This is a genomic window from Actinokineospora sp. NPDC051303, assembly GCF_055586285.1.
Genome location: NZ_JBVJIN010000008.1, coordinates 136,834 through 157,251 on the forward strand (window position 1 = coordinate 136,834; position 20,418 = coordinate 157,251).

Annotated in this window: 20 protein-coding genes; 11 read left to right on the plus strand and 9 right to left on the minus strand. The window is 70.4% G+C overall.

Annotated features, from left to right (window positions below; all coding sequences use genetic code 11):
• Window positions 1-22: 22 nt before the first annotated feature.
• The 3 genes from ACZ6SD_RS08930 to ACZ6SD_RS08940 all read right to left on the minus strand — a co-directional run bounded on the left by ACZ6SD_RS08930 (window position 23) and on the right by ACZ6SD_RS08940 (window position 1,416).
• The gene (locus tag ACZ6SD_RS08930; RefSeq protein ID WP_465316354.1) at window positions 23-241 is read right to left on the minus strand and encodes a type II toxin-antitoxin system HicB family antitoxin; all 219 of its coding nucleotides are present in this window, start codon (window positions 239-241) and stop codon (window positions 23-25) included.
• Window positions 238-519: a type II toxin-antitoxin system HicA family toxin gene (locus ACZ6SD_RS08935; RefSeq protein WP_465316355.1), complete on the minus strand. Its 282-nt coding sequence runs from the start codon at window positions 517-519 to the stop codon at window positions 238-240. The genes ACZ6SD_RS08930 and ACZ6SD_RS08935 overlap by 4 nt, the downstream gene beginning before the upstream one ends.
• 138 nt (window positions 520-657) lie before the next feature.
• Entirely contained in the window at window positions 658-1,416 is a 759-nt protein-coding gene (locus tag ACZ6SD_RS08940; protein ID WP_465316356.1) for a class I SAM-dependent methyltransferase, read from the minus strand.
• 80 nt (window positions 1,417-1,496) lie between these two features.
• Between ACZ6SD_RS08940 and ACZ6SD_RS08945 the strand changes: the two genes are divergently transcribed.
• Window positions 1,497-1,832: a DUF3099 domain-containing protein gene (locus ACZ6SD_RS08945; RefSeq protein ID WP_465316357.1), complete on the plus strand. Its 336-nt coding sequence runs from the start codon at window positions 1,497-1,499 to the stop codon at window positions 1,830-1,832.
• Between the two features lie 5 nt (window positions 1,833-1,837).
• Here ACZ6SD_RS08945 and ACZ6SD_RS08950 read toward each other — a convergent pair whose 3' ends face one another.
• On the minus strand, window positions 1,838-2,698 hold the full coding sequence (locus ACZ6SD_RS08950; RefSeq protein WP_465316358.1) for a carbohydrate kinase family protein: 861 nt from the start codon (window positions 2,696-2,698) through the stop codon (window positions 1,838-1,840).
• A gap of 101 nt (window positions 2,699-2,799) precedes the next feature.
• Between ACZ6SD_RS08950 and ACZ6SD_RS08955 the strand changes: the two genes are divergently transcribed.
• From ACZ6SD_RS08955 to ACZ6SD_RS08970, 4 genes are read left to right on the plus strand one after another with little or no spacing between them, the layout of a single operon-like run.
• Entirely contained in the window at window positions 2,800-3,087 is a 288-nt protein-coding gene (locus tag ACZ6SD_RS08955; RefSeq protein WP_465316359.1) for a hypothetical protein, read from the plus strand.
• A 57-nt stretch (window positions 3,088-3,144) separates the two neighbouring features.
• Window positions 3,145-3,945 carry an ABC transporter permease gene (locus ACZ6SD_RS08960; RefSeq protein WP_465316360.1) on the plus strand — a complete coding sequence of 267 codons (801 nt, stop codon included), beginning with the start codon at window positions 3,145-3,147 and terminating at the stop codon, window positions 3,943-3,945.
• Window positions 3,938-4,738 carry an ABC transporter permease gene (locus tag ACZ6SD_RS08965; RefSeq protein WP_465316361.1) on the plus strand — a complete coding sequence of 267 codons (801 nt, stop codon included), beginning with the start codon at window positions 3,938-3,940 and terminating at the stop codon, window positions 4,736-4,738. The genes ACZ6SD_RS08960 and ACZ6SD_RS08965 overlap by 8 nt, the downstream gene beginning before the upstream one ends.
• Entirely contained in the window at window positions 4,735-5,691 is a 957-nt protein-coding gene (locus ACZ6SD_RS08970; protein WP_465316362.1) for an ABC transporter ATP-binding protein, read from the plus strand. Before ACZ6SD_RS08965 ends, ACZ6SD_RS08970 begins: the two co-directional genes overlap by 4 nt.
• 161 nt (window positions 5,692-5,852) lie before the next feature.
• Here ACZ6SD_RS08970 and ACZ6SD_RS08975 read toward each other — a convergent pair whose 3' ends face one another.
• Window positions 5,853-6,782, minus strand: a complete 930-nt coding sequence (locus tag ACZ6SD_RS08975; RefSeq protein ID WP_465316363.1) for a pseudouridine-5'-phosphate glycosidase — start codon at window positions 6,780-6,782, stop codon at window positions 5,853-5,855.
• 17 nt (window positions 6,783-6,799) lie between these two features.
• Window positions 6,800-7,597 (minus strand): sporulation protein, encoded by a 798-nt coding sequence (locus tag ACZ6SD_RS08980; RefSeq protein WP_465316364.1) that lies wholly within the window; start codon window positions 7,595-7,597, stop codon window positions 6,800-6,802.
• A 68-nt stretch (window positions 7,598-7,665) separates the two neighbouring features.
• Between ACZ6SD_RS08980 and ACZ6SD_RS08985 the strand changes: the two genes are divergently transcribed.
• The gene (locus ACZ6SD_RS08985) at window positions 7,666-7,908 is read left to right on the plus strand and encodes a DUF3039 domain-containing protein (RefSeq protein WP_465316365.1); all 243 of its coding nucleotides are present in this window, start codon (window positions 7,666-7,668) and stop codon (window positions 7,906-7,908) included.
• 65 nt (window positions 7,909-7,973) lie between these two features.
• Here the strand turns inward: ACZ6SD_RS08985 and ACZ6SD_RS08990 are convergent, their stop codons facing one another.
• Complete coding sequence (locus ACZ6SD_RS08990) at window positions 7,974-11,066, minus strand: efflux RND transporter permease subunit (protein WP_465316366.1); 3,093 nt, start codon at window positions 11,064-11,066, stop codon at window positions 7,974-7,976.
• Window positions 11,067-11,214: 148 nt separating this feature from the next.
• The gene (locus tag ACZ6SD_RS08995) at window positions 11,215-11,790 is read right to left on the minus strand and encodes a helix-turn-helix transcriptional regulator (RefSeq protein ID WP_465316367.1); all 576 of its coding nucleotides are present in this window, start codon (window positions 11,788-11,790) and stop codon (window positions 11,215-11,217) included.
• 236 nt (window positions 11,791-12,026) lie between these two features.
• On the opposite strand from ACZ6SD_RS08995, the gene ACZ6SD_RS09000 reads away from it, so the two are divergent.
• Window positions 12,027-12,455, plus strand: coding sequence for an LGFP repeat-containing protein (locus tag ACZ6SD_RS09000; protein WP_465316368.1), 429 nt, complete (start codon window positions 12,027-12,029; stop codon window positions 12,453-12,455).
• Here the strand turns inward: ACZ6SD_RS09000 and ACZ6SD_RS09005 are convergent, their stop codons facing one another.
• Window positions 12,456-13,541: a YihY/virulence factor BrkB family protein gene (locus tag ACZ6SD_RS09005; RefSeq protein WP_465316408.1), complete on the minus strand. Its 1,086-nt coding sequence runs from the start codon at window positions 13,539-13,541 to the stop codon at window positions 12,456-12,458.
• A 244-nt stretch (window positions 13,542-13,785) separates the two neighbouring features.
• Between ACZ6SD_RS09005 and ACZ6SD_RS09010 the strand changes: the two genes are divergently transcribed.
• From ACZ6SD_RS09010 to ACZ6SD_RS09025, 4 genes are all read left to right on the plus strand, one after another.
• On the plus strand, window positions 13,786-15,525 hold the full coding sequence (locus ACZ6SD_RS09010) for a DEAD/DEAH box helicase (RefSeq protein WP_465316409.1): 1,740 nt from the start codon (window positions 13,786-13,788) through the stop codon (window positions 15,523-15,525).
• Between the two features lie 835 nt (window positions 15,526-16,360).
• Window positions 16,361-17,467 carry a sugar ABC transporter substrate-binding protein gene (locus tag ACZ6SD_RS09015; protein WP_465316369.1) on the plus strand — a complete coding sequence of 369 codons (1,107 nt, stop codon included), beginning with the start codon at window positions 16,361-16,363 and terminating at the stop codon, window positions 17,465-17,467.
• A 122-nt stretch (window positions 17,468-17,589) separates the two neighbouring features.
• Window positions 17,590-18,363: an ATP-binding cassette domain-containing protein gene (locus ACZ6SD_RS09020; RefSeq protein WP_465316370.1), complete on the plus strand. Its 774-nt coding sequence runs from the start codon at window positions 17,590-17,592 to the stop codon at window positions 18,361-18,363.
• A 616-nt stretch (window positions 18,364-18,979) separates the two neighbouring features.
• The gene (locus tag ACZ6SD_RS09025; RefSeq protein WP_465316371.1) at window positions 18,980-20,410 is read left to right on the plus strand and encodes a sugar ABC transporter permease; all 1,431 of its coding nucleotides are present in this window, start codon (window positions 18,980-18,982) and stop codon (window positions 20,408-20,410) included.
• Window positions 20,411-20,418 lie beyond the last annotated feature (8 nt).

Sequence of the window (20,418 nt, forward strand, 5' to 3'; positions counted from 1 at the left end):
AACTGCCCGGCTGGGCGCGCCTTCAGGCCGCGGGGAGGATCAACGAAGCCACCGCGGTGGGTTCCGGCACCGGCATCCCGTCTTCACGCAACCCCGCCACATGCATGGCGACGGCCTCCCGCATCAACGCGACGCACTCGTCGTAGTCGGCGGCGGCGGCGACACAGCCGGGCAGGTCCGGGCTCCACGTGCTGTAGCCGCCGGTCTCGTCTCGTTCGACGACCACCACATAGCCGTTCACCGCAGCCTCCATTCGATCCCAGCCTGCCTCAGAATGCTCTTCTCGGTGCGGGGGTGCAAGGTTTCGCTTGGCTTGCCCGCGACTGTCGTTCTGCCGGGTTTGACCGGGTGTTTGTATTGTCGGTGACTGCCAGAGGTCCGCACCAGGTACCAACCGTCAGACTCGATGAGCCGGATGACTTCTCCGACCTTGCGTGGCATCTCCACTCCTCCCCTTGGCAGGGAAAGAATTTCAGAACTCCGGCAAGGCCGTCGGAAGTTATCCACAGGCAAGATCATTCTCGCCGAATTGTCGGCTCGCCCCGGTAGACTGGACCAAGGGCGGCCCCCGGTGAGGGTGGGGTTTGTTGTCGCGGGGGTCGCGGTGCGGCGAGGGTGTGGTGGGGCTGGTCGCGGCGGCTTGTCCGGGGTGGTGAGTTATCCGCGGACTTCGGTGATCCGGGCGACGAGGTGGAAGTACCGGGCGGTCAGCAAGTACGGCAGCCGGGCGGAAAGCGCTAGCTCCAGGCGTTCCAAGTCCGGCAGCAGGGCGGGGTCGCTGGCGGCGTTCTCCGTCAGATAGTCGGCGACGCAGCGGATGCCGTAGTGGGCCAGGACGGTGGCGCCGATGGTGGCCAGGTCGGCGGTGACGGCGGCGGCTCCGCAGGTGGGGATCTCGACGCCCACGGGGGTCAGATGGGTGGTAGGGGTGTCCAAGGCGCGCAAGGCCTGGGCTAAGTCGAGGCGGCAGGCGGCGCGCAGGGGTTCCGCGGCGGGGTTGGGGGCCACCACCGACAACAGGCCGCCGGGGCGCAGCGCGGCGGTCACGGCGCGCAGCAGGGCTTCGCGGTCGTCGGTGAAGTGGAGCAGGTTGTGGCACAGCACGACGTCGAACTCGTGGGGGGCGAACAGGTGCGGGGTGTCCTCGGCGGTGGCTTGGACGACGTGCAGGCGGTCGGCGACGCCGTGGGCGTCGGCGAGGCGCATGGCGGTGGCCAGCATCGCGCCTGCCGGGTCGAGGAGGGTGACCTTGTGACCGCGTTCGGCGAATCGCACGCTGTCGCGGCCGCCGCCGCCCGCGACGTCGAGGACCCGCAGCCTGCCGCGGGGGAGGTGGCGGACGAGGTTGGCCTCGGCCAGGCTGTGCCGCAGCCGGGTCAGCGCGTCGGGGCGCGCGTCGATCCCCTCGACCGTCATAGGGGTCTTTCTACCGGCGGCCGGTGAATTCTTTACCGACTTCTACCCGTATGGCGCAGTTGGCCGGTGGGGGTGAGAGGATGGCCGGTGGAGGTGGTGTCGTGAAGGGCTCCGAGCGGGACGACACCCCGGTTCTGATCACCGAGGCCGCGCCGTCGTACGAAGAGCAGTTCGCCGCGCGCAAGCGCAAGTACATGATCATGATGGGGCTGCGGCTGCCGTGCCTGCTGCTCGCCGGGGTCTTCCATGAGACTTGGTGGCTGGCGCTTGGCTTCGTCGCCCTGTCGGTTCCGCTGCCGTGGATCGCGGTCCTCATCGCCAACGACCGGCCGCCGCGCAAGTCCGAGCGGGTCAACCGCTACCAGCGCGACCGGTCCGCGATCGAGCCAGCCGAACGCCACGTGATCGACGGCTGACCGGCTCACGGCTGGGCGCCGACCCGCCCGATCGCCGCGGCGCCCGCGGCCACGCCCGCGAGCAGCGCCTCGCGCGGCCCGGCGCCGGACAGCCACGCCACCAGCAGGCCCGCGTCGAACGCGTCCCCCGCGCCGGTCGAGTCGACGCAGCGCACCGCCCGCGCGGGCACGGCCGCCGTCTCCGTGCGGGACAGCCACCGCGCGCCACCGGGCCCATCGGTCACGGCTATCGCCCCGACCAGGTCCAATGGGTCTCCCGCGCCCGACAGCACGCGCAGTTCGTCGGCGTTGGGCAGCAACAGGTCCACCCCGCGCACCGCGTCGAGGAATCGGGCCGGGTCGTCGATCAACTCGGCGGACTGCGGGTCGACCGAGGTGGTGAGCCCCGCCGCCCGCGCCGCGGCCAGCACCTCCAGCCCGGCGGGCCGGGACGTCTCGTCCAGCAGCACATACCCCGACAGGTGCAGGTGCCGCGCCCCGGCGAGCAGCGCGGGGTCCACGTCCGTCCCGCGCAGCCGCGCGTTCGCCCCGCGGTCGGGCAGCATCGTGCGCTGGCCGGTCTCGTCCACGAGGACCACGACACAGCCGGTCGCGGCATCCGGGTCGACGGTGAACGCGCAGCGCACCCCGGCCGCGACCAGCCCGGCCCGCACCTGCGCGCTCGCCGCGTCGGCCCCGACCCTGGCCGCCAGCGCCACGTCCGCGCCGAGATGGGCCAGCCAGGCCGCGGTGTTGGCGGCCGCGCCGCCGGGGGTGAGGACGATCGCGGCCCGGGAGTCGCCGCCGTGCGCGATCGGGCCGGTGTGCCGGGCGACGACGTCGAGCGCGGTGTCGCCGACGACCACGACGGACGGCCGTGCGGCCATGGGGCTCCCTTCGCGCCTGACAGGTCGATCCATTATCCGCCAACTAGATCGCTGTCTGTGAAGCCGCTGCCTGGATACTGTGGTGAACAGCGGAGGTGGGGATGAAGCGGCAGTGGGTGCGCGCCTTGACGGCGACGCTGGGCGCCGCATCGATCGGCGCCGCCGCGCTGGTGTGGTGGGTCGCCGAGCAGGCGTTGCCGCCCGCCCCGCGGGTGCACTGGTCGAGTCGGGGCGGCATGTCGTGGTGTGCGGGGACCACCTGTGATCCACCGGAGATCGCCGGTTCGACAGTGGCGGTCATCGTGGTCTTGGCCGCGGCAGGTGTCGCCATGGTGGCAGCCGCTGTCGCGTCCTTCGCGGTAAACGGGTCGCGCGCCCGTCGCGGTTAGGGTAGAAACCTCCTTCGGCCGCCCTGTTCCCGGCCACGTCCCCCGAAGGAGAAGGCTGTGCCGCGTGTGCCCTGGGCGTTGACCGCGGCCGGTTTCCGGCGCTACGCCACCTATCGGCAGGCCACCTTCGCGGGCGCGTTCACCAACGTGATCTTCGGATTCCTGCGCTGCTACATCCTTCTGGCGGTCGCGGCCGAGGTCGGCGGCACGGTCGCCGGGTACGACGGGCCGAAGCTGGTCGCCTTTGTCTGGCTGGGCCAGGGTTTGCTGGCCGTGGTGAGCATGTGGACCATGCTCGACCTGGCCGAGCGGGTGCGCTCCGGCGACGTGGTGGCCGACCTGCTGCGGCCGATAAGTCCACTGTGGACTTATCTGTGCGCGGAGTTCGGCCGCGCCGGGTATGCGATGCTGACCCGATTCGTCGCCCCGCTGGTGGTCGGAATCGTGGCTTTCACCTTCTATATCCCGGAAAACTGGGTGACGTACCCGTTGTTCGCCCTCTCCATCGGGCTCGCCGTGCTCGTCGGGTTCGCCTGCCGCTACCTGATCGGGCTGACCGCGTTCTGGCTGCTCGACATCCGGGGCGTGTCCATGTTCTGGGGCTTCGCCACCAACGTCGGCAGCGGATTGGCTTTCCCGCTGGGGATTCTGCCGGACTGGCTGGCCACCGCGCTGTGGGTCGGGACCCCGCTGCCCGCGTTGCTGCAAGCGCCGGTGGACATCGCCGTCGAACGCGGCGGTGCCGGGCACTCGCTGCTGCTGTTGGCGGGCCAGGCGGCGTGGGGCGCGGGCCTGCTGCTGGTGTGCCGGTGGGTGCAGGCGCGCGCGGTGCGGCGGCTGGTGGTGCAGGGTGGGTAAGGCACGGGTCTACGCGCACCTGGTCCGGGCGCAGGTGCGTAGTCAGACGCAGTACCGGGCGTCCTTCGCGCTCGATGTGGTGGGCAGCACAGCCGTGTTCACGCTCGATATCGGCACGGTGTTCGTGCTGTTCTCCGTTTCCGGCAGCCTGGGCGGATTCCGGGGGACCGAGGTGCTGCTGATCGCCTCGTTGGCGGGCGCGGCGTTCGCGCTTGCCGATCTGGTCGTGGGCAACGCGGACCGGCTGCGGGAGTACGTGCGCACCGGGCTGTTCGACTCGCTTCTGTTGCGCCCCTTGTCCTCGCTGGCGCAACTGCTCGCGGTCAACTTCGCGTTGCGCCGCATCGGGCGGGTTGTGCAGGGTTTCCTGCTGTACCTGGTGGCCCTGCTCGTCGCCGACATCGACTGGGATCCGGCGCGGCTGCTGCTCGCGGCGACCGCGCCTCTGGTGGGCGCGGTGTTCTTCGGCAGCCTGTTTGTCATGGGCGCCACGGTCGCGTTCTGGTGGGTCGAGTCCGGCGAGATCGCCAACGGATTCACTTACGGCGGCCGGGATTTCGCCTCCTATCCGACCACCATGTACGGCGACTGGTTCCGCAAGCTGTTCGCGCTGGCGTTCGGCTTCGGGTTCATCTCCTACCTGCCCGCGCTGGCGCTGCTGGGCCGGTCCGACCCGCTGGGCGTGCCGGACTGGCTGCGCTGGTGCTCGCCGGTGGTCGCCGCCATCGCCGCCGGGCTCGCCGCGCTGTTCTGGCGCACCGGCGTCCGCCACTACCGGAGCACAGGGTCATGATCATCTCAGCATCGGGGCTGCGCAAGGACTTCACGGTCTCCCGCAAGGTCGGCCGGTTCCGCCGCGAGCGCGACACAGTGTCCGCTGTGGACGGTGTGGACCTGTCCGTCGAACGCGGCGAGCTGCTCGGCTACATCGGCCCCAACGGCGCGGGCAAGTCCACCACGCTCAAGATGCTCACCGGTGTGCTCACCCCCAGCGCGGGCGAGGTGCGGGTCTGCGGGCTGGAGCCGGTGGCGCGGCGCACCACGCTCGCCCGGCGCATCGGCGTCGTGTTCGGGCAGCGCTCGCAGCTGTGGTGGGACCTGCCGCTGTCGGAGTCCTTCGAGCTGCTGCGCCACATCTACCGGGTGCCAGCCGCCGACCACGCCGCCCGCCTCGCCCGCTGCGTCGACCTGCTGGGGGTGGACGAGTTCGCGGCCACCCCGGTCCGGCAGCTCTCGCTGGGGCAGCGGATGCGCGGCGAGCTGACCGCCGCCCTGTTGCACGGCCCGGAGGTGCTGTTCCTCGACGAGCCCACCATCGGCCTCGACGTGCTGAGCAAGCAGGCCGTGCGCGACTTCCTGGCCGAACTCGACGCGGCGGGCGACACCACGGTCGTGCTCACCACCCACGACCTCGCCGACATCGAGAAGCTGTGCCGCAGGCTGGTCGTCATCGACCACGGCCGCGTCGTGCACGACGGCAGCCTGGACGAGCTGCACGCCCGCTACGGCTCCCGCCGCGTCATCGTCGCCGACCTCGACGCCCCGTGGCCCGAGGACCTGGCGCTGCCGGGCGCCGCGGTGACCGCGGTCGAGGCCGACGGCCGCCGCGTCACCCTCGCCCTGGACGGGGTGGCCGCGGGCGAGGTCGTCGCCGCGCTCGCCCAGGCGGTGCCACTGCGCGACCTGTCCGTGCAGGAGCCCGGAATCGAGGACGTGATCGCCCGCCTCTACCGCCGCGAGGCGTGAGCCGGTTCAACGCGCCGCTGTCGCGTGACGTGCCGGGCGGGAGCCCGGGATCGGGGACGTGATCGCTCGTTTTTTTCGCTGGCGGCGTGAGCTCGTTCGACGCGCCACTGCGCGTGGCGGGTTGGTGCGGGTGTCCGGGTTGAGGACGTGATCGCTCGTTTTTATCGCCGCGAGGCGTGGGCCAGTTCGACGGCCACCGCCGCGCCGACCCGGGCGTTGTCGGCGACCAGCTCGGTGTTCGCGGTCAGGCTCGCGCCGCGGCTGCCGTCGTGGAAGTGCGCGAGCAACGCCGGGGTGACGTCCTTGCCGCGGATGCCCCGCTCCCGCAGCAGGTTCATGCCCTCGCGCAGCAGCCGGTCGTGCAGCTCGCGGTCCAGCTCGTGCTCGACGGGCACCGGGTTGACCAGCAGCACCCCCGCGTCGCCGGGCACCCGGTCGCGGTGCGCGGCGATGACCGCGGCGGCTTCGGCGGCGCTGTCCACCCGCCACGGCACCGGGTAGGGCGACGTCCGCAGGTAGAAGCCGGGGAACGAGTCCGTGCCGAAGCCGATGACCGGCACCGAGCGGGTCTCCAGCACCTCGACCGTCGCCCCGACGTCGAGAATGGACTTCACCCCCGAGCACACGACCGTCACCGGCGTGTGGGCCAGCACGTCGAGGTCGGCGGACACGTCCCAGGACGCGGCGCCCTCGGGCGCGGCCAGGTGCACCCCGCCGAGGCCGCCGGTGGCGAACACCCCGATCCCGGCCTGGTGGGCGAGCGCGGCGGTGGCCGCCACGGTCGTCGCGCCGTCCCGGCCCAGCGCGAACGCGGGCCCGAGGTCGCGGCGGGACAGCTTGGTCAGCCCCGGCGAGCACACCCGCTCCAGCTCGCCGCCGGTCAGCCCGATCCGCGCTTTCCCGTCGAGCACGGCGATCGTCGCGGGCGCCGCCCCCGCCGCCCGGACAACGCGCTCTAGACGCAACCCGACCTCGTGGTTGCGGCCGGGCGGCAGCCCGTGGGCCAGCAGGGTGCTCTCCAGCGCCACGACCCCGCGGCCCTCGGCCAGGGCGTCGGCGACTTCGTCGGTCAGAACCAGGTGTCCGCTCACCTCGGCATCATCGCGCGTCAGTCGAAGATGCCGCGCGGGGCGGCCACCTGCCGCAGCCAGCCCTCGATCTGCTGCTCCCAGTTGGTCCGCCCCATCGTGGCGTACTCCACGACAAACGCGCCCAGACAGGACTGTCCGCGCGCCCCCAGCCCGCCGCCCTTGGCGACCCGGACCTTCTTCACGACGTCCAGCACCACCTGCACCTCGTGCGGCCGGGCCAGGAACGTCACCGCCACCTCGGTGAACACCGGCGCGAACGCGGGCGGCGGCGCGAAGGTGATCTCTTGGAAGAAGGGAAGCTGCTGGTCCACGCCGTCGAGCCGGTTCTTCTCCAGGCTCGCCGACCGGAACTGGAACCCCAGCCTGCTCATCGCGTCGAGGATGCGGTGCTGCGCGGGCACCGGCTCGATCGGCACGGCGTCGACGTCCTGCGGGTCCACCACCGTGCCCGCCAGGTCGAGGTTCGTCTGCAACCCGACCGCCATCCCGGTCAGGTGCTTGCCGAACACCGCCGTGATCGGCGTCTCCCACGGCATCCGCACCTCGAACGGCACCGTGACCTGCGCCCCGGCCCGCACCAGCTCCCGCCCGGCCAGATGCACGCTCTGCAACGGCAGGTCGGCCGTGCGCTGCTCGTCGACGCGCACCCGCGCCAGCACCGTCACCCCGAGCGACTCCACCTCCTGGTCGACCTGGCCGCCCAACAGCAGCACCTCACCACGCAACACGCCACCCGGCCGCACCACCGGGTCGGTGATGCGCGCGTCGACCTTCGCGCCACCCGCGCCGAAGCTGGCCAAGACCTTCTGGAACATGGCGCGCATCCTGCCGGCCGCACCGGCTTGCGGAGTCGGATTCCCGGGGCATGTTGCACAATGGAACCGTGAGCGCACCGACCCAGACACTGCCCGAGGTCGACACCCGCCCGGAGGGCACAGACACCACCGGCGACGACACGCCGAAGATGTTCCACTACGTCCGGAAGAACAAGATCGCCGAAAGCGCCGTCATGGGCAACATGGTCGTCGCCCTCTGCGGCGAGGTCTTCCCGGTCACCAAGAGCCCCAAGCCCGGCTCCCCGGTCTGCCCGGAGTGCAAGAAAATCTTCGACTCGATGAACGACTGAGACAGGGCTGTCGCGTGCCGGGAGGGCAGCGAGCACCCGCTCACCGCCCTCCCGGAGAAGTGACGTCACACAGTCTGGAGTTCTGGCTCGTCCGACTGGGCTTCCTGTTTCGCGGCGCGCTTGGCCTGGCGCTTTTCCTTGCGGTTCTCGACCATGGTGTAGAGGGTGGGGACGAGGACCAGGGTGAGCAGCGTCGAGCTGATCAGGCCGCCGATGACCACCAGGGCCAGGGGTTTGCCGATGAACCCGCCCTGGCCGGTGAAGCCCAGCGCCATCGGCAGGAGCGCGAAAATCGTCGCCGACGCCGTCATCAGGACGGGGCGCAGCCGCCTGCGACCGCCTTCGATGACCGCGTCCCGGACGCTCATTCCGCTGGCCCGGTACTGATTCACCAGGTCGATCAGGACGATGGCGTTGGTGACCACGATGCCGACGAGCATCAGCATCCCGATCAGGGCGGGCAGGCCGAGCGGGGTGCCGGTGGCCAGCAGCAGGCCGATCGCTCCGGTGGCGGCGAAGGGGATGGACACCAGCAGGATCAGCGGCTGGATGAGGCTGCGGAAGGTCGCCACCATGATCAGGAAGACGATCGCGATGGCCGCCAGCATCGCCAGGCCCAGGTCCGCGAACGTCTCCGCCTGGTCCGCGCTGACGCCGCCGATCTCGTAGTCCGCGCCGCCGGTCAGGCGTAGCTCGTCGAGCCGGGTGGTGAGGGACTGGGTGACCGCGCCCAGGTCGGAACCGGTGGCTTTGGCCGACACCGTGGCGCTGCGTTCGCCGTCGGTGCGGCGGACCTGAACCGAGCCGTCCACAGTGGACACCGTGGCGACCTCGCCGAGAGGGACCAGGCCGGTGCGGGCGGGCAGTGGCAGCGCGCGCAGGGCGGCGACGTCGGCGGGGGCGGTTCCGGTGCGCAGCACGATTTCCTGGCTGGCGCCGCCGATCGGGAGTTCGGCGACCGGGGCGCCGCGGATCGCCTGCGCCGCAAGCTGGCCGATGGTCTGGGTGCTCAGGCCCCGGGCCGCGGCGGCCTGCTGGTCGACGACGACCTGCACCCGCGGGGAGCTTGTCGCCAGGTCGTTGGTCACCTCGGTCAGGCCGGACGTGCCCGCGACGGCGCCCTGCACCGCGTCCACCGCGACCCGCAGTGCCTCGGCGTCCGGCGCGGTCACGGCCACCCGCACGGTGTCGGAGGCGAACCCGGCCGCCTCGGCGCCGAACTTGACCACGCCCGGAACGCCGCCCAGCCGGTCGCCGATGGTCTTCTCCAGCGCCTTGAGGTCGGTGCCCTCACGGACGGTGGCGTTGACCGTGGTCGCCCCGTCAGAGCTGACGCCGAAGCCCGCGAACGTGTCGTCGGTGCCGATGGTGACCTGGTAGACCTCGATCTCGTCAGTGCCCGCGAGCACTGTCTCCAGCTTCTTCGCCGCGTCGTCGCGCGCCAGCAGGCTCGTGCCGGGCGGCAGTTCCTGCGACAGCCGCAGCGCGGTGCCGTTGGAGTTGTCGAGGAAGTTCGTCTCCAGCTTCCCGGCCAGGCCGAGGGTGCCGCCGAAGATCAGCACCGCGATCAGCAGCGTGACCCAGCGCCGGGTGGTGGCGAACCGCAGCACCGGCACATACGCGCGCTGCAACGGGCTGCGCCGCTCCGCGGCCAGCGCCGCCTCCCGCGCCTCCTCGGCCGCGACCGGGTCGCTGGGCGTCTGCCTGCTCTTAAGGAACCAGAACGCCAGCACCGGCACGATCGTCAGCGACACCAGCAGCGACGCCAGCAGCGCCACCGTCACGGTGATCGAGAACGGCCCGAACAGCTCGCCCGCGATGCCGCCGACGAACGCGATCGGCAGGAACACCGCGACCGTGGTCAGCGTGGACGCGGTCACCGCGCCCGCGACCTCCCTGGTCCCGTCGAGCACCGCCCGCTGCTTGTCCTCGCCGTACCCCAGGTGCCGTTTGATGTTCTCCAGCACCACGATCGAGTCGTCCACCACCCGGCCGATCGCGATGGTCAGCGCGCCGAGGGTGAGCAGGTTCAGCGACAGGTCGCCGGTCCACAGCGCCAGCAGCGCCACGAGCACCGACAGCGGAATCGACACCGCCGTGACCAGCGTCGAGCGCAGCGACAGCAGGAAAAGCAGGATGACCGCGACCGCGAACGCCAAGCCGAGCAGGCCCTCCGTGGTGAGGCCGCCGATGGCCTTCTCGACCTCCGGCCCCTGGTCGTAGACGACGGTCAGGTCGGTCGACGCGGCCCGCTCCAGGTCGGCGAGCTTGCCCGCGATCGCCTGGGAGATCTCCACGGCGTTGCCGTCGCGGGTCATGGTGACCAGCACGCCTAACGTCGGCTCCCCGTCGGTGCGGGTGATCGTGGTCGCCGGGGCCAGGCCGGGCTCGACGGCGGCCACGTCGCCGAGCCGGGCGCCGCCGGGCAGCACCAGCGCGCGCAGGTCGTCCACGCTGCCCAGCGGGCCGCCGACCTGCACGGTCAGCGACCGGTCGTTCTCGGTCACCCCGCCAACGGGTGTCGGCCTGCCCGCCGAGGACAGGGTCGTGGCCAGCGCGCTCGGGTCGACGCCCGCCGCCGCCAGCCGGGGGTAGTCGACCGTCACGGTCACCTGCTGCGCCCGGGTCCCGCTCAGCGCCGCGCCGCGCACGCCCGGGATCTCCTCGATGCCCGGGATCACCTCCGCGCGCAGCCGCCGCGCGGTGGCCGCCTCGTCGCCGCCCGCCGTCGCGGCGAGGATCACCACCGGGATGTCGTCGGTGCTGCCCTGGGCGACAGTCGGCTCCACACTCTGCGGAAGCTGGGGGCGCAAACGGTTGACCGCCTGCTGCATCTGGCTCACCGCGGCGTCGATGTCGGTGCCGTAGACGAACTGCACCTGCACCGTCGCCGAGCTTTCCGCGGACCGGGTGGTGATCTTCTCCACGCCCGCGATGCCGCGCAGGCTCGCCTGAATGGGCTCGGCCACCTGGCTGTCGACGATATCGGGCGACGCGCCGGGATACGGGGCGATGACCACCGCCCCCGGGAGTTGGATGGACGGGAATAACTGCTGCTTGAGCGACGGCAGCGCGATGGCGCCGAAGCCGAGGATGAGCAGGCTGAGCAGCCCCACCAGGCTTCGGTTGCCCAGGCTGAGTCGGGCCAGCACGGACATGGACGGTTCCCCTCGTGTGGACACCGAAGGCCCCCGGACGCCCCAGGACGTCACACCTTCGGTGGATTGCGGGAAGCCTGGCACATCGGACCTGAGAATCGACTCAGTCCGCGGACCTATTCGGAGTCAACCGAAAGTATGACCACGGTCAGCAGGCGGGCAGCAGATGCGACGTGCGGTCGCCATGCAAGATAGCGATCGCCTCGGCACGATTCCGCGCGCCGACTTTCGCCAGGACATTGGACACGTGGTACTTCACCGTCCGGGTGCTCAGCACCAGCCGCTCCGCGATGTCGTCGTTGCCGCAGCCGCCGCGCATCAGCTCGAAGACCTCGGATTCCCGTTTCGTCAGCCCGAATTGGGGCGCGCACGGCCCGCCGAACACGGCAGCGACCAGGTTTCGGTGCACGTGGACATCGCCCCGCGCCGCGGCGCGGACCGCGGCCCGAAGGTCGGCCGTGCCGCAGTCGACCGGCAGGACACCCAGCACGCCGAGCCGGAGCAGGGCAGGCACGGCCGGGGCCTGGTCCACGGTGGTCAGCAGGACGATGGCCATCTCGCTCGCCCGGCGCTCGCGATCGGCCAGCCGCCGGGCGAGTCTGCGATGGTGCGAGCGGCCGTCCACAATGAGCACGTCGGGAGTCGGGCATTCGCCGCCCACACCGAATATCGCGTGCAGCCCCGCCCTGGTTATCTCGTTGTCAGTCCACACTTCGACGCGCACTCGGCCGCCCCCCAGCGAAAGTTCCCCTGAACAACGAGCCTACCGGCGCTGGTCTTCCCGGTCGATACCGCGAACGAGTAACGCCGTACCCCCAAAGTGGACTGTCCGTGCACCTGTACTGGGGGACAGGGAAAAACCCAGAACCCGAGTACGGGGTGATTTCCTCGGCGAGGTGATGAGCTGATTGTCCAAGTCAGAGCAGTCCATATCGGACAATCGAAAGACGGGAGTCAACCGTGTCGTCACGCAACAGAACCGGTCGCCGGGTCGTCATGCTGGTCATCGCCATCTTCGGATTCCTCGCGGGCGTGGTCCAGCCCGCGGTCGCGGAAACGCCCACGGCGTGCGGAATCCAGCCATATGGCGCGATCGGCGAGAAGTGGCGGTCCATCGGCGGCGAGAGCAGTTTCTACGGCTGCGCGACCATGGCCGAGGCCCCGACCGGCGACGGCAGGAACGGCCGGTTCCAGTACTTCCACGGCGGCCTGATCATCTGGCACCCGTCGACCGGCGCGCACCTGATCTACGGGGCGATTCACAACGCCTTCGTCGAGGTGGGCCGGGAGGCCGCCATCGGCTACCCGCTCAACGACGAGTACGGCTGGGGTTCGCCAGGGTGCCGCAGGCAGGATTTCGAGTGGGCCGACATCTACTGGTGCCCATAGTCACCCGCTGCGGTCCTGGCGCGCCTGCACCGAGTCCGCGCTGTCCGGGGAGCCCGCCGGGCCCACCTGGTCGGCGGGCTCCGCCTCGCGCCAGGCGCGCTCGCTCTCGCTGGTGCGGATCTTCTCCGCCGCCCGCTCCATCTCCAGCCGCCGCCAGCGCCGCCGCTGCCGCCGGGTCATCCGGGCTGGCCACATCTCCTGGATGGCGGCGTTGAAGTACGCCCCGATGACCACCGCGAGGCCGATGAAGAACGCGAACAGCAGGAACGCGATCGGCGTCGCCAGCGCGCCGTAGGTGTAGCCGGTGGTGGTGATCCAGCCGATGTAGAGCCGCAGCCCGATGCTGGAGAGCAGGAAGAACACCATCGCCAGCAGCGCGCCCGGCAGTCCCCGGTGCCAGGGCAGCTTGCGCGGCAGCGCCAGCTTGTAGAGCGTCGCCAGCGCCAGCACGATCAGCAGGCCGATGATCGGGTAGTAGGCGATGTCCAGCCACGCGGTGATCGTCGGCCGCCACGCCGAGGGCAGCAGGTTCGGCAGCAGGTCCGGGCCCAGCGCCAGCACCGGCAGCCCGATGATCAGCAGGACCAGGCTGGCCACGTAGAGCAGCAGCGCGAAAAGCCGCTGCCACACCTCGTTGCGCACCCCGTACTGGTCGTGCGCGACGGTGATCGCGTCCACGAACGACGACATCGCCGAGGACCCCGCCCACAGCGAGATCAGGAAGCCCACCGACACGATCTCCCCGCGCCCCACGGTGAGCACGTCGTTCACGGTCGGCTCGATGATCTGCGTCACCACGTTCCCGCTGAACGCGGTCCGCGAGATGTCGATGATGTCGGCCTTGACCTTGTCGATCACGTCCTGGCCGAACCACTCGGCGACGTAGCCGAGGCTGCCGAGCAGGCCGAGCAGCAGCGGCGGCAGCGACAGCACCTGCCAGAACGCGGCCTCCGCCGCCTCGGAGAACAGGTTGCCGTCCCAGGCTTTCGACAGGGTGCGCGCGATCAGCCGTGACGGCCCCCGGCGCGGCGCGCGGCGCTCCGGTGTCCCGTCGCGGCCGGTCCGGTGGTCAGGCTGCGGGATCATCGCGGTCACAAGCATGGTCCATGGCAGGCGGTTCGGCGCGACCACGTGCTGATCGTTATCCAGGTGTCGCGACCGGCGGCGATCATGGACCCCTGGAAGGTATCCTCACGATCGCCCTCCACCGGGTCCGAACCGCCGCGCACCGACCGCCCGGCGGGAGCCGCTGGGGGCATCGGTCTGTTACGGGCCGGACAGGCAGTGCCGACAAGAGCGTTTCGACGTGCGGAAGGAGCTGGGGCATCCCGTGACCCGGGCCGAGGTGGAACCCGACTCCCAGGCGCAGGCCCCGGCGGCGCGCCCGCTGCGTGACTGGCAGCGCCGGGCGTTGACCAAGTACCTCACCCGCCGCCCGAAGGACTTCCTGGCGGTGGCGACCCCCGGTGCGGGCAAGACGGTCTTCGGGCTGCGCGTCGCCGCCGAGCTGCTGGCCGACCGCACCGTGGAGTCGCTGACGATCGTCGCGCCGACCGAGCACCTCAAGCACCAGTGGGCGGCGTCGGCGAGCCTGGCGGGCATCCCCATCGACCCGAACTTCACCAACTCCATGGGCGCCACCTCCCGCGACTACCGGGGCGTCGCCGTCACCTACGCCCAGGTCGCCGCGCACCCAAGCCTGCACCGGGTCCGCACCGAGCAGCGCAAGACGCTGGTGATCCTCGATGAGATCCACCACGGCGGCGACGCCAAGAGCTGGGGCGACGCCGTCCGCGAGGCGTTCACCCCGGCGACGCGGCGGCTCTCGCTCACCGGAACCCCGTTCCGCAGCGACGACTCGCCGATCCCGTTCATCGAGTACGAGCCAGACGGCGCCGGTTTCCTGCGCAGCAAGGCCGACCACACCTACGGCTACGCCGACGCCCTCCGCGACGGCGTGGTCCGCCCGGTGATCTTCCTGGCGTACTCCGGCGAGGCAAGCTGGCGCACGAGCGCGGGCGAAGAATTCACCGCCCGCCTGGGCGAGCCCCTTACCGCCGAACAGACAGCCCGCGCGTGGCGCACGGCCCTCGATCCGGCGGGGGAGTGGATTCCCGCTGTCCTCGGCGCGGCCGACACCCGCCTGACCCAGTTGCGCAACGGCGGCGTCCCTGACGCGGGCGGCCTGGTCATCGCCTCCGACCACACCACGGCCAAGGCCTACGCCAAGATCCTCGAACGCATGACCGGCGACGAGCCCACCGTCGTCCTCTCCGACGACCCGAAAGCCTCCGGCCGCATCCAGGAGTTCTCCGACTCCGACACCCGCTGGCTCGTCGCCGTCCGCATGGTCAGCGAGGGCGTCGACGTCCCCCGCCTCGCGGTCGGCGTCTACGCCACCAGCGCGTCCACCCCCTTGTTCTTCGCCCAGGCGATCGGCCGCTACGTCCGCGCCAGACGCCCCGGCGAAACCGCGAGCGTCTTCCTCCCCTCAGTCCCGGTCCTGCTTGACCTGGCCAGCCAACTGGAAGCAGAACGCGACCACGTCCTAGGCAAACCCCACCGAGAAAACAACGCCTGGGACGACCAACTCCTAGCCGACGCCAACCGCACCAAGGACGAGCCAGGCGAGGAAGAGAAGGCCTACACCTCCCTGGGCGCCTCAGCCGAACTCGACCAGGTCATCTTCGACGGCTCTTCCTTCGGCACAGCCGCGTTCGCAGGCTCGGCGGAGGAAGAGGAATACCTGGGACTGCCCGGCCTCCTGGAACCAGACCAGGTCCGCGCCCTGCTCCGCCAACGCCAAGCCCAACAACTGGACGACCGCACCAAAGCAGCCGCCGAGCGCAAACCCGAGCCCCCCAAACCCCCCCAACCCCAATCGGTCCAGGAACGCCTAGCCGCCCTCAGAAAAGAACTGAACGCCCTAGTCGGCATGGCCCACCACCGCACCGGCAAACCCCACGGCCTCATCCACGGCGAACTCCGCCGCACCTGCGGCGGACCACCCACCGCCATGGCCACAGTCGAACAACTAGAAGAGCGAATCGCCACCCTCCGCTCCTGGTAAACCCCGCGACATCCCAAGATCGCGAGTTATCCACAGGCAAGATCGTTCTGACCCCGATTGTCGGTCCATCCCGATAGACTGGAGCGGGGTCAGCCCCCAGGGTGGGTGGGGTTTTGTTGTGGGGCTGCGGGCGGCAATTCGGGGTTGTCGCGGTCGTGGCTGGGGCGGTTGAGTGGCCTTTGCGTGGGCCAGCCTGCCTACGAGCCCGGCCTTCCTGCTGGCCCGGCCTTCTGCCAGGCCGCGCTGCTGCTGGCCCGCTCTGCTGCCAGCCGGGCCTGCTGCCAGCCGGGCCTGCTGCCAGCCGGGCCTGCTGCCAGCCCGGCTTTCTGTCAGCCCGACCTTTGGCCAGCGCGGCCTGCTGCCAGCCCCGCCTTTGGTCAGCCCCGCGTTCTCGCCACCTGCGTTCCTGCCAGGCCGCACCCGAGCCTGCCAGGTGCTCGATGGGGTGGAGTGGTTTCTTTGGGGGTGAAGGAAGATCCCTAAACTGGCCGTGGTCGTGGGGCCGTAGGCTCCCCACCCGTCTTTCCCACGACGGGATCTTCCTTCGTAGGGGCCCCAAAGAAACCACTCCACCCCATCGAGCAACCCCACACAACCCGGAAACCACGAGAGCCCAGAACAGACCCCGACACCCACCCCACGAGCAATCTCGCGCGATGAGCAAGCACCCCCAGATGTCACCTCCGTTGCCAAAACGTGTCCTACAGCCGACATCTGAATCGAACCAGTGTGCTTCCAGTCACCCAACAAGGCCGCATATGTTGTGAGGCGCAACATATCGACCCGTCGCCCGGGCCCAGGCGGCGCGTCCCCCGGCCTTGGAAAGGGACGACTGATGCGCAGCAAGAAACTGGCCCTCATCGCCGCTGGATTAGGTGTTCTCACCGCCTGCGGCGCCAACCAAGCCGCCCCACCCGCGGGCAGTCAGGACACCGACGTGGCAGGTGGGGTGAAAGTCGGTGTCATCCTGCCCGAGACCGCGACCTCGGCCCGCTGGGAAGGCTTCGACAAGCCCATGATCGAGGCCGCGATGCGGGCGCAGGGGCTCGATCCGGATGTGCAGAACGCCCAGGGTGACGTGCAGAAGTTCGGCACCCTCGCGGACGGCATGATCAGTCAGGGCGTCAAGGTGCTGGTCATCGCCTCGATCAACAGCGAGGTTGGCGGCGCGGTCGCGGCCAAAGCCAAGGCGCGGGGCATCCCGACCATCGACTACGACCGGCTCAACCTCGGCGGCGGCTCCGACTACTACGTGTCCTTCGACAACGTGAAGGTCGGGGAGGTGCAGGGTAAGAGTCTCGCGGACGCGCTCAAGGACAAGCCGGGCGCGCAGGTGATCGAGATCGAGGGCGCGCCGACGGACAACAACGCGACCCTGTTCCACACCGGGCAGCGCAACGTCCTCCAGCCGCTCTACGACTCCGGCGCGCTCAGGCTGGTCCGGTCGCAGCCCATCGACGGCTGGGAGAACCAGAAGGGCGGCGTGACCTTCGAGCAGATCCTCACCGCCAACGGCGGCAAGGTCGACGGTGTCGTCGCCGCCAACGACGGGCTCGCGGGCGCGGTGATCACGGTGCTGCGCAAGAACGGCCTCGCGGGCAAGGTTCCGGTGACAGGGCAGGACGCCACGCCGGACGGCTTGATGGCCGTGCTGCGCGGCGAGCAGCACATGACCGTGTTCAAGCCGATCAAGCAGGAGGCCGAGGCCGCCGCCCGGCTCGCCGCGGCGCTCGCCAAGAACGACACCGCGACCGCGGACTCGATCGCGGACAAGACCAGTGATGACCCCAAGGGCAACCGCAAGGTCAAGTCGGTGCTGCTGGAACCGCAGCTCACGACGAAGGACACCGTCAAGAAGGTCGTCGAAGAGGGTTACGTCACCGCGGGCGACATCTGCGGCGGCGACCTGGCGCCGGTGTGCGCGCAGCTCGGCATCAGCTGACCCGTTCCGCCGGTCCGCGGTCGCGGGGTCCGCGGACCGGCCCAGTCTTTGGAGGCCACCATGAGCGAACTCGCGAACGAATCACCGACACCGGGCCAGGGCGCGCGGGCGGGGGTGGCGCGGTGAGCGAACCCGTTCTCGAACTCACCGGGCTCAACAAGAGCTTCGGCCCCGTGCACGTGCTGCACGACGTGGACTTCACCGTGCGCGCGGGCGAGGTGACCGCGCTCGTCGGCGACAACGGCGCGGGCAAGTCCACCCTGGTCAAGTGCGTCGCGGGCATCCACCCGATGGACTCGGGCCAGGTCCGCTTCGCGGGCGAGCCGGTGTCGATCGGCGGCCCCCGCGACGCGGCCCGCCTCGGCATCGAGGTCGTCTACCAGGACCTGGCGCTCGCCGACAACCTGGACATCGTCCAGAACATGTTCCTCGGCCGCGAACGCGGCAGCGACTGGCTCCTGGACGAGGCGGCCATGGAGAAAGCCGCCCGGGACACCCTGGCCTCGTTGTCGGTGCGGACGGTCAAGTCGGTCCGCACCCCGGTCTCGGCCCTGTCCGGCGGCCAGCGCCAGACCGTGGCCATCGCCAAGTCCGTGCTGTGGGAAAGCAAAGTCGTGTTGCTTGACGAGCCCACCGCCGCCCTCGGCGTCGCCCAGACCCGCCAAGTCCTCGACCTGGTCCGCCGCCTCGCCGAGCAGGGCCTCGGCGTGGTCCTGATCAGCCACAACATGGCAGATGTGTTCGAGGTCGCCGACCGGATAGCCACCCTCTACCTAGGCCGCATGGTCGCCGAAGTCGCCACCCGCGACGTCACCCACGGCCAAGTGGTCGAACTGATCACCGCAGGCCGCTCCGGCGCCCTCGGCCTAGCCCGCCCCGAATCCGCCACCGTCTGACCACCACGACCCCCACCACACCAGCCGCCCACCGCACCGTTCCACCCCCGCCCCCGCGCGCGACGGCAAACCCCCACCCTCCCTGGGGGGCTGCCCCGCTCCAGTCTATCGGGGCACACCGACAGTGGAGGTGGGAACGATCTTGCCTGTGGATAACTCAGGAAGCGCGTCGCCACCGAACAAGTCCGCCGCGATCAGCCGAGTTCACAAGCCTGCCGCACAGCAGGCCGCCACGGCCCCAACCGAAGCAAGCCGACCGAAGCGAGCCGATCCAATAGAGCAGCACTGCACGTCCGCCGCGAGGTAGCCGACTGAAGCAAGCCGACCCAGCAGAGCAGCACTGCACGTCCGCCGCGACCTAGCCGACTGAAGCAAGCCGACCCAGCAAAGCCGCATCGCACGTCCGCCGCGACCTAGGCGGCTCGCACGCCACTCGCATCGCGGGCACGCGAGGGCTCAGCCCGACCGCAAGCCCGCGACAACAAAGCCCACCCTCCCCGGGGGCCGCCCCCGCTCCAGTCTATCGGGGTGGGCCGACAAAACAGGCGGGAGTGATCTTGCCTGTGGATAACCGGGAAAGCCTGACCACTGACCCGCCGTCATCACGTGAGGGATCATGACCGACACGCCATCCGCCGCGTTGCCCAGGAGCGAACCCGGCGGCGCCATCTCCGATTTCGGTATCGACACCACCACTCAGTCCACCCGGGAAGCCGTCGGTGACTACCTCGCCCGGCTGCGGGGTGGCGATCTTGGCTCGCTGCCCGCCGTGTTGGGGCTCGGGGTGTTGGTGCTGGTGTTCTGGGGGCTGTCGGACAGCTTCCTGACCTTGGACAACACCGCCAACCTGCTCGCCCAGGGGGCGGGGAAGATGATCATCGCGATGGGGCTGGTGTTCGTCCTGTTGCTGGGGGAGATCGATCTGTCCGCGGGGACGGCGTCCGGTGTGTGCGCGGCGGTGATGGCCATGCACTACGTGCGGTCCGGCAACCTGCTCGGCGGCATGGGCAGCACGGTCTTCGCTGTCTTCGTTGGTGGTCTGGTGATTGCCGCCGGGGTGGCGCTGCTGATGCGGATCTGGGTGGGGGCGGCGCTGTCGCTGGTCGCGGTGGGGATCGCGCTGTCGGGGGTGGCGCCCAATCCGTGGGTGGAGATGCTGCTGGCCGTGTGCGTGGGGGCGGCGATCGGGGTGATCACAGGGTTTCTGGTGTCCAAGATCGGGATGCCGTCGTTCGTGGTGACGCTGGCGCTGTTCATCACCTGGCAGGGGGTGATCCTTCAGTTCATCGGCGAGGGCGGGGTGTTCGGCATCGGCACTCAGCCGGTGCTGTTCTCGGTCGCCAACGGGAACATGTCCGTGGCTGGAAGCTGGGCGCTGTTCGCCGTCGGGGCTGGCGGCTACGCCTTGGTGGTTCTCGGTGAGCATGTCAGCAGGCTCAACCGCGGGCTGGTCACGGCGCCGACGCCGGTCGTGGTGGCCAAGGTCGGGGCGGTCGCCGGGCTCGCCGCCCTCGCGACGTTCGCGCTCACGCTCAACCGGTCGCTCAACGACTTCGTCGTGATCCGGGGCGTGCCCTACGTCGTGCCGATCGTGTTGGCGCTGCTCGTCGTCGGCACCTACACGCTCAACCGGACCCGCTACGGCCGCCACATCTACGCCGTGGGCGGCAACGCCGAGGCGGCGCGGCGGGCGGGCATCAACGTCGGCAAGATCCGCGCCAGCGTGTTCGTGGTGTGCTCGTCGGTGGCCGCGCTGGGCGCGATCGTCTACTCGTCCAAGGTGGGGTCGGTCGACCCGCAGGCGGGTGGGCTCAATACGCTGCTGTTCGCCGTCGGCGCTGCCGTGATCGGCGGCACCTCGCTGTTCGGCGGCCGAGGCAAGGTCTTCCACGCCGTGGTCGGCGGGCTGGTGCTCGCCGTGGTCGAGAACGGGCTCGGCCTGCTGGAGCAGCCCGCCGCGGTGGTCAACATCGTCACCGGGCTCGTGCTGCTGCTCGCGGCGACCGTCGACGCCCTCTCGCGGCGAAGGGCGGCGGCGAGCAGGTAGGGAGTGAC